At 69.5% G+C, this 10,965-nt stretch carries 10 protein-coding genes; 7 read left to right on the top strand and 3 right to left on the bottom strand.

Features of this window, described 5'->3' with window-relative positions; genetic code table 11:
* Positions 1-16 precede the first annotated feature (16 nt).
* Positions 17-1,270: an NAD(P)/FAD-dependent oxidoreductase gene (locus AB0H93_RS33035; protein WP_358578114.1), complete on the bottom strand. Its 1,254-nt coding sequence runs from the start codon at positions 1,268-1,270 to the stop codon at positions 17-19.
* Positions 1,271-1,550: 280 nt separating this feature from the next.
* Here AB0H93_RS33035 and AB0H93_RS33030 point away from each other — a divergent pair, with 280 nt between their 5' ends.
* The 5 genes from AB0H93_RS33030 to AB0H93_RS33010 all read left to right on the top strand — a co-directional run bounded on the left by AB0H93_RS33030 (position 1,551) and on the right by AB0H93_RS33010 (position 6,783).
* Positions 1,551-1,973, top strand: a complete 423-nt coding sequence (locus tag AB0H93_RS33030) for a RidA family protein (RefSeq protein ID WP_132493500.1) — start codon at positions 1,551-1,553, stop codon at positions 1,971-1,973.
* The gene (locus tag AB0H93_RS33025; RefSeq protein WP_358578111.1) at positions 1,970-2,647 is read left to right on the top strand and encodes a DUF1028 domain-containing protein; all 678 of its coding nucleotides are present in this window, start codon (positions 1,970-1,972) and stop codon (positions 2,645-2,647) included. Before AB0H93_RS33030 ends, AB0H93_RS33025 begins: the two co-directional genes overlap by 4 nt.
* Positions 2,647-3,777 (top strand): M20 family metallopeptidase, encoded by a 1,131-nt coding sequence (locus tag AB0H93_RS33020; protein ID WP_358578108.1) that lies wholly within the window; start codon positions 2,647-2,649, stop codon positions 3,775-3,777. Before AB0H93_RS33025 ends, AB0H93_RS33020 begins: the two co-directional genes overlap by 1 nt.
* 71 nt (positions 3,778-3,848) lie before the next feature.
* Complete coding sequence (locus AB0H93_RS33015; protein ID WP_358578105.1) at positions 3,849-5,258, top strand: aspartate ammonia-lyase; 1,410 nt, start codon at positions 3,849-3,851, stop codon at positions 5,256-5,258.
* A gap of 175 nt (positions 5,259-5,433) precedes the next feature.
* Positions 5,434-6,783: an MFS transporter gene (locus AB0H93_RS33010; protein ID WP_358578103.1), complete on the top strand. Its 1,350-nt coding sequence runs from the start codon at positions 5,434-5,436 to the stop codon at positions 6,781-6,783.
* Positions 6,784-6,882: 99 nt separating this feature from the next.
* On the opposite strand, the gene AB0H93_RS33005 is transcribed toward AB0H93_RS33010, so the two are convergent.
* Complete coding sequence (locus tag AB0H93_RS33005) at positions 6,883-7,992, bottom strand: N-acetylmuramoyl-L-alanine amidase (RefSeq protein WP_358578101.1); 1,110 nt, start codon at positions 7,990-7,992, stop codon at positions 6,883-6,885.
* Positions 7,993-8,228: 236 nt separating this feature from the next.
* Between AB0H93_RS33005 and AB0H93_RS33000 the strand changes: the two genes are divergently transcribed.
* The gene (locus AB0H93_RS33000) at positions 8,229-8,537 is read left to right on the top strand and encodes a DUF6221 family protein (protein ID WP_358578099.1); all 309 of its coding nucleotides are present in this window, start codon (positions 8,229-8,231) and stop codon (positions 8,535-8,537) included.
* 142 nt (positions 8,538-8,679) lie between these two features.
* On the opposite strand, the gene AB0H93_RS32995 is transcribed toward AB0H93_RS33000, so the two are convergent.
* On the bottom strand, positions 8,680-8,841 hold the full coding sequence (locus AB0H93_RS32995) for a hypothetical protein (RefSeq protein WP_358578096.1): 162 nt from the start codon (positions 8,839-8,841) through the stop codon (positions 8,680-8,682).
* Between the two features lie 1,010 nt (positions 8,842-9,851).
* On the opposite strand from AB0H93_RS32995, the gene AB0H93_RS32990 reads away from it, so the two are divergent.
* Complete coding sequence (locus AB0H93_RS32990; protein WP_358578094.1) at positions 9,852-10,964, top strand: methyltransferase; 1,113 nt, start codon at positions 9,852-9,854, stop codon at positions 10,962-10,964.
* Position 10,965: the final 1 nt, after the last annotated feature.

The following is a 10,965-nucleotide window of genomic DNA, read 5'->3' as shown; positions in this document are numbered from 1 at the left end:
TCGGCGTCACCGAGGACTACCTCATGGCGCACGTCGACTGGTCGGCCCTGATCGTCGTGGGCGAACCCGCGGTGAGCTCGCCGATCAGCCGGGGCCCCCAGATGAAGCTCGAGCCACGGCGCGCCAGCCAGGGCAGTCCCAGGAAGTACACGCCGGGCTCAGGGGACACGCCGCGACGGTGCTTCGGCTTGCCATTCTCGTCGAACGCGTCGACCTGCAGCCAGCCGTAGTCGACGGCGAAGCCGGTCGCCCAGACGATCGACTGGACTCCGGCGGCGGCGAGATCGAGCTCGAGGATCGGGTCGGTCACGCAGGCGGGATCCGGCCCCAGCGTGCGGGCGTCCGGTTCCTCCGGGAGGTCGAGACCGTTGCGCGCGACATACGCGTCGGCTTCGTCGAGCAGCGCGAGGTAGTTCGCGTCCCCCTTGGCGATGTTGGCCGCGAGGTCCGGCGCGAAGCGGAGGATCCCGTCGTCGAACGAGCTGGTCATGCCGACGAGGTCGATCCCGAGTCCGGCGAGGGCGCGGAAGTCCACCGTGTGCCCGCCGCGGGCTCCGCTGACCGCGATGGTGACGTGTTCGGCCCCCGACGGCGGAGTCTCGGCGTCCCACTTGCCGAGCACGCCGAGCCACCAGCAGAAGTCGCGTCCGCGGTACTGGCGCGGAGGGCGGTCGTGGGGACCGACCGACAGGTACACGGGCCGCCCCGACCGGCGGAGCTCTTCGGCGATCTGCACTCCCGACGAACCGGCTCCGACCACCAGCACGGCGCCGGCGGGCAACTGCTCCGGATTCCGGTAGGAACTGGAGTGGATCTGCAGGGGGCCGGCTTCTCGGGGCACGATCGGTGGGATCACGGGCCGCTGGAACGGTCCGGTCGCCGCGACGACGAAGCGGGCGTCGATGGTTCCGTCCGAGGTCTCCACGCGAAAACCGGGCCGTCCCTCGAGCCTCCGGACGGACGTGACCTCGACCCCGGTCCGGATCGGCGCGGCGATCTTCTCCGCGTACGCCTCGAAGTAGGCCGCGACCTGGTCCTTGGAAGCGAAAGCGCCGGGCGCCAGGTCGACGAACTCCAGGCCGGGGAAGCGGTCGTGCCACGCGGGCCCGTTCGCGACCAGCGAGTCCCACCGCTCCGAACGCCAGCGCTCGGCGATGCGGTCGCGTTCCAGCACGAGGTGCTGCACACCGCAGTCACTCAGGTGTTCGCTCATCGCCAGGCCGGCCTGGCCCCCGCCCACGACGAGGGCCTCCACCTCTTGGATCGACATCCAGACCTCCACTCCGGACCGGCGGGCGGACCGCGCCGGTCCGCCTCCATGCCTCTGTGCGTCTCAACCGGATCCTCGCCGCCGGACACTTCCCGTGTCCAACAGATGTTTTTGGTACACGAGATCTGATTTTCCGATCCTTGGCAGCCCGTCCCGTGGATCGATATTTTCGATTCACTGGTACTGAAACATCTACTGGACAGAAAGTGGGAGGCGAGGTCAGGCTGTGGCAACGGCGCCGCCGATCCGTCCGACAACCGCCGCCGGGAAAGGCCACGAAGTGACTGTTCATCGCCGCATCCGCCCGTTCAACACGCGCGACACCTACCCCGAGCAGAACCTCGACAACGACCTCTGCCAGGCCGTCGTCGCCAACGGCACCGTCTACGTCCGCGGCCAGATCGGGCAGGACCTCGACACCAGCGAGTCCGTCGGGATCGGCGACGCCGCCGCGCAGGCCGAGCAGGCGATGGCGAACATCAAGATGCTGCTCGAAGAAGCAGGCAGCCGGATGGAGCACCTGGTCAAGCTCACCATCTACCTGATCGACCCGCGCTACCGCGAGGCCGTCTACCGCACCGTCGGGCGCTGGACCAAGGGTGTGCACCCGATCTCGACCGGCCTCGTGGTGTCCGCGCTCGCCCGGCCCGAGTGGCTGTGCGAGATCGACGCCATCGCCGTGATCCCGGAGGAGGAGAAGTGACCCTTTCGATCGTCGCCCGCGACACTTCCGGCGGCACCGTGCGATTCGGTGTCGCGGCCACCTCATCCAGCCCTGCCGTCGTCGCCCGCGTCGCGCACCTGCGCCCGGGCCTCGGCGCCGCGGCCTCGCAGAACATCACCGACCCGCGGCTCGGCGGCCACCTGCTCGACGGGCTCGCCGAGCACGGCGACGCCGAGCGGGCGCTCGCCGGGGTCACCGCCGCCGCGGACAACATCGAGTACCGGCAGCTCACCGTGCTCGGCCCGACCGGCCCTGGCTTCGCCTACAGCGGGTCCCGGACGCTGGGCAAGCACGGTGCCGTCGCCGCCGACGGTGTCGTGGCGGCGGGCAACATGCTGGCCGGCAATCACATCCCGCAGGCCATCGTGGACGCGTTCACCTCCGCCACCGGCGAGCTGGAGCAGCGGCTCGTCACCGCGTTGCAGGCCGGTCTCGCCGCCGGCGGCGAGGAGGGCCCGGTCCACTCCGCCGGCGTCGTCGTGGTGTCCGATGTGGACTGGCCGGTCACCGACCTCCGCGTGGACTGGGCGGACGACCCCGTCGACCGGCTCGCCGAGTTGCTCGACGTGTGGCTCCCGCAGCGCGACGACTACGTCACCCGCGGGCTCAACCCCGCCTCGGCCCCGTCCTACGGCGTGCCGGGAGACGAGTGATGACGGCACTGAAGAACGCGGCCCGCACCGAGGTCGACCGGCACGCTGATGAGCTGATCCGCCTGTCGGAACGACTGCACGCCGACCCCGAGACGGCGTGGGAGGAGCACCGCGCCGCCGCGGCGGTGCCGGAGCTGCTCGACCGCGCCGGGTTCGCCGTCACGTCGAGCTACCTCGGCCTGGACACGGCGTTCCACGCGAGCTTCGGCACCGGCCCAACGCGGATCGCGCTGTGCGCCGAGTACGACGCGCTGCCCGGCCTCGGCCACGCGTGCGGCCACAACCTCATCGCGGCCAGTTCCATCGGCGCCGCACTGGGGCTGGCCGCGGTCGCCGACGACGCCGGGGTGACGGTCGAGGTCTACGGCACCCCGGCCGAGGAGGGCGGCGGCGGGAAGATCGAGCTGCTCGACCGCGGCGCTTTCGCGGGCGTGGACCTCGCGATGATGGTGCACCCGGCACCCGTCGACGTCGCCGAGGCCCGGCCGTTCGCCGTCAGCCACTCGAAGATCTCCTACACCGGCAAGTCCGCGCACGCCGCCGCCTACCCCGAGGCCGGGATCAACGCCGCCGACGCGTTCACCGTCGCCCAAGTCGCCATCGGCCTGCTCCGCCAGCAAATCCCCGCCTCGGCGCGGGTGCACGGCATCGTGACGAACGCCGGCGACGCACCGAATGCGATCCCGGAGCACGCCACCGGCCGTTGGTACGTGCGTGCCGAGACGCTCGCGGAACTGGCCGAGCTGGAGCCGCGTGTGTTCCGCGCGTTCGAAGCCGGCGCGCTGGCCACCGGCTGCGAGCTGACCGTGGAACCGGAAAGCAAGCCGTACGCCGAGTTCCGCGCCGACGAGGCCGCACTGGCGGCCTATCGTGCCAACGCGCTCGAGCTCGGCCGCGAGTTCGCTCCGGACGGCACGGCGTCCCGCATGAACCGCGCCTCCACCGACATGGGCAACGTCTCGCAGGTCGTGCCCGCCATCCACCCCTACATCGGCATCGGGTCCCTGCCGGCGATCAACCACCAGCGCGAGTTCGCCGCGCACTGCGTCGGCGGCACCGCGCAACGAGCCCTGCTCGACGGCGCGATCGCACTGGCGTGGACCGGAGTGGACCGAGCCGTGGCGACGTGACCGCCCGCTCCTCGGCCCGCATCCGCAGCACGCTCACGTTCTGAATCCGCACCTTTCCGGGAAGGACGACGATGTCCCACGCCCCGACGCGCACCGAGCACGACATGCTGGGCGAGATCAGCGTGCCCGCGGACGCCTACTACGGCGCCCACACCGCACGCGCCCTCGTCAACTTCCCCATCACGCGGGAGACCCTCGCCGACCGCCCGCACCTGATCGTGGCGCTGGCTGCGGTCAAGCAGGCCGCGGCCACCGCCAACGCGGAGGCAGGAGCCCTCGACCGCACCAGGGCCGACGCCATCGCGAAGGCCTGCGCCGAGATCCGGAACGGCGGGCTGCACGACCAGTTCGTCGTCGACCTGATTCAAGGCGGCGCCGGGACCTCGACGAACATGAACGCCAACGAGGTCATCGCCAACCGGGCCCTGGAACTGCTCGGCCACGACCGCGGAGATCACTCCGCGCTCCACCCGCTCGATCACGTCAACCTGGGCCAGAGCACCAACGACGTCTATCCGACGGCTGTCAAGCTCGCGCTCGACAGCCACCTCGCCGAGCTGCTCGCGGCGCTCGCTGGGCTGCGGGAAGCGTTCTCCGCCAAGGCGGTCGAGTTCGCCGACATCCTCAAGATGGGCCGCACCCAGCTGCAGGACGCGGTCCCGATGACGCTCGGCCAGGAATTCGGCGCGTTCGCCGCCACGCTCGGCGAGGACGAGCAGCGCCTCGCCGAGGCCCGGCTGTTGCTGCACGAGCTCAACCTCGGCGGCACGGCGATCGGCACCGGGCTCAACGCCCGCCCCGGCTACCGCGAGCTCGCCGTGGCGCACCTGCGCGAGCTGACCGGTATCCCGACGCTCGTCTCCGCCCCCGACCTCATCGAGGCCACCCAGGACGTCGGCGTGTTCGTCCAGCTGTCCGGCGTCCTGAAACGGGTCGCGGTCAAGCTCTCGAAGATCTGCAACGACCTGCGACTGCTCTCGTCCGGACCACAGGCCGGGCTCGGCGAGATCACCCTGCCCGCCCGGCAGGCCGGTTCCTCGATCATGCCCGGCAAGGTCAACCCGGTCATCCCCGAGGTCGTCAACCAGGTCGCATTCGAGATCGTCGGCAACGACGTCACGATCACCCTTGCCGCGGAAGGCGGACAACTGCAGCTCAACGCCTTCGAGCCGATCATCGCGCGGGCCCTGACCGCCGGCCTCGACCACTTCACCGCCGCGATCGGCGTGCTCACCGAGCACTGCGTACGCGGCATCACCGCCCGCCGTGAGCACCTGGCGGGCATCGTCGCCACCTCCGCAGGCCTGGTGACCGCGCTGAGCCCCGCGCTCGGCTACGAAACCGCGTGCACCATCGCGCTGGAGGCGCACCGCACCGGCCGGCCCGCGCTGGAACTGGTGCGGGAGCGGCATCTGCTGACCGACGAGCAACTCGGCGCGCTGACCACACCACAGGCCCTCACCGGCGGACCCGTCGGCTGACCGTCCCCCCGGGCTGCGGTGAAGTCGCCGTTTCAGCCTCGTCAGGCTCGCGTTTCGGGCCAGCTCAGCGCCTCTGCATAGATCCTCTCGATGCATTGCTTTGGTTATTACCTCTTGTTAGATGCCACGGACCGCTCCTAGCGTCATCACGAAATCCGGTCCAAGGAGGCCGCCCATGACCACACGTGAATCCGCTCCGGCCAGGGAGCTCACCGAGACGATCGCCGATCCCGCGACGCTGCGCCGGAGCGTCGCCGCGGGCGCGGTCGGCGTCTTCGTGCACTGGTTCGACTGGGCCGCGTACGCCTATCTCGCGAGCACCATCGCCTCGGTCTTCTTCCCCGACGGCAACGCCACCGCCGGCCTCCTCGCCGTGTTCGGGGTCTTCGCGGTGTCCTTCGGCATCCGCCCCGTCGGAGCGCTGGTGTTCGGGCCGCTCGGAGACCGGATCGGCCGCAAGCGCACGCTGTCGATCGTCATCTTCATGATGTCCGGCGCCACGCTCGCCATCGGCCTGCTGCCGGACTACTCGAAGATCGGGATCGCGGCCCCGCTGCTGCTGGTCTTCCTGCGGCTGCTGCAGGGCTTCGCCGCGGGCGGCGAGTTCGGCAGCGCCGCGAGCTTCCTCGCCGAGTTCGCGCCTCGCCGCCGCCGCGGATTCGGCGTCAGCTGGCTCGAAGTCGGCTCGCTGCTGGGCTTCCTCGCCGGATCGTTCGTGTTCCTCCTGCTGTCGGTCGGCCTCTCGGACGCGCAGCTCACCTCGTGGGGCTGGCGCATCCCGTTCCTCATCGCCGCGCCGCTGGGCATCGTCGGATTCGTCGTCCGCAACAAGATCGAGGACACCCCCGAGTACCGCACCCTCGAAGCGACCGACAACGTGCCCCGCAGCCCCGTGCGGGAACTCTTCCGCAACAACAAGAAGCAGCTGTTCCAGGCCGCCGGCCTGATGACGATGATGCACGTGCCGTTCTACGCCGTGCTCACCTACCTGGTCACCTACGAGACCGACTACCTGGGCCACTCCGCCGGCAACGCCGCGCTCCTGTCCACGGTCATCTCCCTCGTCGGGCTGGTCCTCGTCCCGGCGTTCGGCCGCCTGTCCGACCACGTCGGCAGGCGACCGATCCTGATCGGCGCGGGCATCGCGCTGTTCGTCCTCGCGACCCCGGCCTACCTGCTGATGCGCACGGGCCTCGCCGGAACGTGGATCGGCGGGCTCGCGCTCGGCGTCGTGCTCTCCGCGATCCTGGGCACGTACGCGGTGTGGTCCGCCGAGATCTTCCCGACCCGCACCCGCCAGGGCGGCCTGTCCATCGCGTACAACCTCACCGCCGCCCTGTTCGCCGGCACCGTGCCCTACCTGATGACGGTCCTGATCTCGGCCACCGGCAGCACGCTGGTGCCCGGCCCGTACCTCATGGTCGCCGCCGTGATCGGGCTGATCGCGGCCTTCTCCATGCGCGAAACCGCGGGGAATCCGCTGCTGCAGGAAGAGGACCTCGCCGGGGAGCACACCGAAGCCTGAACCAGAGTCCCGAGGAGGCGGAACCCGACCGTCCGACGTCCGGCCGACACATCACGGAGAACCGGCTGCACCTGCTCAGGTGCAGCCGGTTCTTCATGATCAGCCCAGCAGGCGCTGCCAGGTCCGCTGGTCCAGCACACCCGTGGCCGCCAGGCCGCTGGACGCCTGGAACTCCCGCACCACCGCGACCATCCGGTCGCCGAAACGCGCATCCGCCGCCACGTACCGGCCGCGAGACGTCAGCAAGACCTGCGCCGCCCGCACCGCATCACCACCGGCGCCCTGGCCCAGCACCGGCGTCAGACCGGCCCAGGCCGAACCGCCGAACAAACCCGGCTCCGGCAGCCGCGTCGCGTAGCAGGACACGCCCGCCGCGCCGCCGGCCGCGACGATCCCACCTGCTGCGGCCTGCGTCTGCGGGCCGAACACGCCGTCCACCGGCACCGAAACCCCTTGCGCCCGCAGCAGGAGCTGCAACGCCGTCACCGACGGGCCCGCCGCCTCCGGACGCAGCAGCGGCCACACCGCTGGCTGCACCACGGCCCGGCCCGCGGCCGCGCCGACGGCCTCGCGCAGCTCCGGCAACCGTCCGTACAGGACATCGCCCGGGCATTCGGTGGCCATGAAGTCGCGGTGCCCGTAGATCTCGCCGGGCTCGATGCCGTACTGCGACACCATGTACGTGCACAACAGCACCAGCGAATCCCACAGGTCTTCCGGCACGTCGGTGTCGATGTAGGTGCCCTCGTTCTCGATGCCCAGCGACACCGGGTTCTCCGCGCCCGCGTGCGCACCCTGCACGTGCTGATCGCCGGCGGTCAGCACCTCCAGGCTCCGGTGGCGGCCCTCCATCAGCCAGCCGCCGCGGGAGTTGGTGAAGTTCTGCCCGGTGTCCTTCCACCCGTTGGAATCCATGTGGAAGTCCTGGATCTGCCGGGCCAGCGCGAACGCCGCCTCCTGCGAGGTGTCGTCGACGTTGGGGGAGGCGGTGTGGTGCACGACGATCTTGACCGGCCTGCTGTCGAGCACGTCCACCGGCGAACTGGGCTCCCGCGCCTGCCAATCCGCCGTCGACGCGATCTCCGGTGCGGCCGACCGCCGCGACCCGCCGGCGGCCACCGCCGGCAACCCGCACACACCGACCGCCGTCGCCGCCAGCCCACCGGCTAACAGCACCCGACGGGCCATCCGAACATCGCGCAACGCCATAGCCACTCCCCAAACCGGACGAACATCATGATCAGGGCCGAGCCCGGAGCCCCGAACGGTACGCAGCGGTAACCGGAGCGGGGAATTCTTGGCGACAACCCGCCAACAACCGGTCAAGAAGCCACCACGCCGCCGACGGATGACAAGATCACCCGCGTCGAACGCGTCACAACCGAACCGCCGCCGCGTCCCTGTCTGTGACCCACGAACACCGCGGACAAACGGGAGTGCGCAAGATGGACCGGTTCGTCACGTTCCTGCGCCGCCAGCTCGAAATCGACCTCGAGCTGCTGCGCGTGGCCAGGCAAGACGCCGAAACCGGCGCCGTCCACGCCTGCCTGATCACCCCCATCCGGGGATTCCGGGAATGCGAGCTGAAGTCCCGCCTGCTTTCCGCCCACCACCACTGCGGCACCGGCGGCGGCCCCTGCGACGAACTGGGGGAGAGCTACCCGCCCGAGGACGAACGCGGCTGCCCCACCCGGGCGCTCCTCGGCCTGCCCTACGCCGACCGCCCCGGCTACATCGCCCGCTGGCGCCCCTGAACCCGCCGGTCCAGGGGCGCCGGGAGGCGCGGCGTCAGGGAATCGGGGGTCTGGACCCGGAAACAGGGCGGGCACGGTCGTCTTACCGAGGGGGACCGCCGGGATACGGGAGAAACCTGCCAAGTGGTCGGGTAGTGCCTGGTCAGGCGTCGTTATCCGCGAGGGCGCGGTAGAGCGAGGCGACTGAGGGATGTTGGCCGGTGTTCTTGCCGGTCTTGATGGTCAGCTTCTTCACGATGTCGGGCATCGGGGTGCCCTTGTCGCGGAGCGCGCGGGCGAACAGCACGTCGTCCTCGTCGATCACCTTCGGCCGTCCGCCGTGGTTTCCACGCGCGGCGGCGGCCTGCTGGCCTTCGAGGGTCTTTTCGCCCGGCCTTGCGCTCCCCGCTGGTGGGCACGATCGTGCCGTCGACGTCGAGGTAGGCGATCGGACCCAGTAGGTCTCGTCCCCGACCCGTCCACAACTGCGGGCGCACCGCGTTGATCGCCTCCATCAACGCCACCACGTCATCCTCGGCGAACCGACGGCAGAAGTCCCCCGCCGTGGTCGGATCCGGGATCAGGTCCGCGCCCAGCGCGTTCATGTAGGCGGTGTCATGCCGCAGCTGCTGGATGTCCTCCAGCCGGGTGCCACCGCAGGCCACGATGTAGGCGAGGTTCAACACGTGATCGGACTCATGGTAGGGCAGGTGCACCTTCAACAACGCCAGACTGTCGTTGATCCGCTCGGCCAAACCGAGCTTGGTCACCAGCCGGTGCACCGCCGCGATCCCGCCGAAGCACGTGGCGTCGACGTTCCCGCCGATCTCGTAGCTCACCGTGCCCGAGTGCAGCATCGGCTTGGGCTGCGCGCGACAGTGTCCCGCACGTGCATGCCGGGCCGCCACCTTGCGCCGTCGGCGTGCCGCGTTCCGCCGACTCTGCTCGTGCGGTATCTTCTTCACCACGAAGGCCTTTCCTCTTGGGCTGCGTTGGAGTCGCAAACCCAAGCAGGATAAGGCCTTTGCCTTATCTCAGGCCGGATCTACCCACCCGACACGCTTGATGAAGGGCCAGGCTACAGCAGCAGAGGCGATCCTCTCGCCAGCAACGAGAGATTCAGGCAATCCGCGAAGGCACTTTCGGGTAGACCGAGAGATCCCCCCTTCTTCTCCTTGAGTCCGCCGCATAGCTTTTCACCGCAACCGCCCCGAGCGTGCGGGAAATCATCTAGATCGACGGCGGAATCCACAGTGGAGATCGTTTCTGCCGGTCTCGGACACCGCGCCGCGGGCGGGAACGTGCAGATACGCGCCGGAGAAGAGGAGAACGACCGTGGCTGACGTAGTGGAATCAACCGACTCGTTGGAAGACTTACGCCCGCTACCGCACCCTCGAATCAAGCGCCAGGGTCAGGTCGAACAACCTCCCGAGTTGACTCCGGCATCGTTGATGCAGTTAACTACGGGTTTCTGGAGTTTCAAGAGCTTCGCCGCCGCCGTCGAGCTGGAGCTGTTCACCAAGCTCTCCAACCTCGGCTCGGCCACAGTCGAAGCAGCGTCCGAGGCCCTCGGAATGCCCGATCGGCCCACTGATCTGCTGCTGGCCGCGTGTGCGTCCCTGGGGCTGTTGGAGAAGACCGGGAACGAATACCGCAACGCGCCGGTCGCGGAGGAGTTCCTCGTGGTGGGCCGTCCTTACTACTTCGGCGGCTTCGTCCGGTTCTGCGATCAGCGCGAGTACCCCGCCTGGCACCGGGTAGTTCAAGCGCTGCGCACGAACCGACCCACCACTTGGGACCCGGAGACCCAGGATTCGCCGTTCGCGGCCGAAGATCCGGTGATGATGGCCCTGTTCTGGGAGGCCATGTATTCCATCTCCACGTTCACCGCCCGAGCACTGGGCGACTCCTACGACTTCGCTGCGCACAACAGGCTGCTGGACGTCGGGGGCGGGCAGGGAGCGTTTCCGATCGAGCTGTGCCGTCGCTACCCGCACCTGTCGGCCACCGTATTCGATCTTCCACACGTGTGCGACCTCGCCGAGGACAAGATCGCGGAAGCGGGCCTGGGCAACGTGCTCGATGCGACCGCCGGCGACTTCCTCGACGACCAGCCGCTGCCCAGTGGCTACGACGTCATCCTGCTGAGCATGATCCTCCACGACTGGGACGAGGCGAGCAATCGTCAGCTCCTGGCCAAGTGCTACGCGGCGCTTCCGCCGGGCGGCGCAGTTGTCGTGTGCGAACTGGTGCTGAATCCTGAGCGCACCGGCCCTCCAGCCGCCGCCCTGATGGGGATGAACATGCTCATCGAGACTGAGGGGGGCAAGAACTACTCGGAGACCGAGTACACAACGTGGCTCCTCGAAGCCGGGTTCGAGCAGCCCCGCATCGTCCCGCTGGCCGCGGCCGGCGCGAACGCCGCCATCGTGGCCGTGCGAGGGTAAC

This window comes from Saccharopolyspora sp. NPDC050642 (genome assembly GCF_040654735.1).
GTDB lineage: Bacteria > Actinomycetota > Actinomycetes > Mycobacteriales > Pseudonocardiaceae > Saccharopolyspora > Saccharopolyspora elongata.
The sequence above is the reverse complement of the archived record's forward strand: the minus strand, read 5'-3'. Positions and strand labels throughout refer to the sequence as shown.

Excerpts from the sequence above, each read along its gene's own strand:
- AB0H93_RS33005 (WP_358578101.1), bottom strand. The coding sequence starts at position 7,992 with ATGGCGTTGCGCGATGTTCGGATGGCCCGTCGGGTGCTGTTAGCCGGT.
- AB0H93_RS33000 (WP_358578099.1), top strand. The coding sequence starts at position 8,229 with ATGGACCGGTTCGTCACGTTCCTGCGCCGCCAGCTCGAAATCGACCTC.
- AB0H93_RS33010 (WP_358578103.1), top strand. The coding sequence starts at position 5,434 with ATGACCACACGTGAATCCGCTCCGGCCAGGGAGCTCACCGAGACGATC.
- AB0H93_RS33015 (WP_358578105.1), top strand. The coding sequence starts at position 3,849 with ATGTCCCACGCCCCGACGCGCACCGAGCACGACATGCTGGGCGAGATC.
- AB0H93_RS33020 (WP_358578108.1), top strand. The coding sequence starts at position 2,647 with ATGACGGCACTGAAGAACGCGGCCCGCACCGAGGTCGACCGGCACGCT.
- AB0H93_RS33035 (WP_358578114.1), bottom strand. The coding sequence starts at position 1,270 with ATGTCGATCCAAGAGGTGGAGGCCCTCGTCGTGGGCGGGGGCCAGGCC.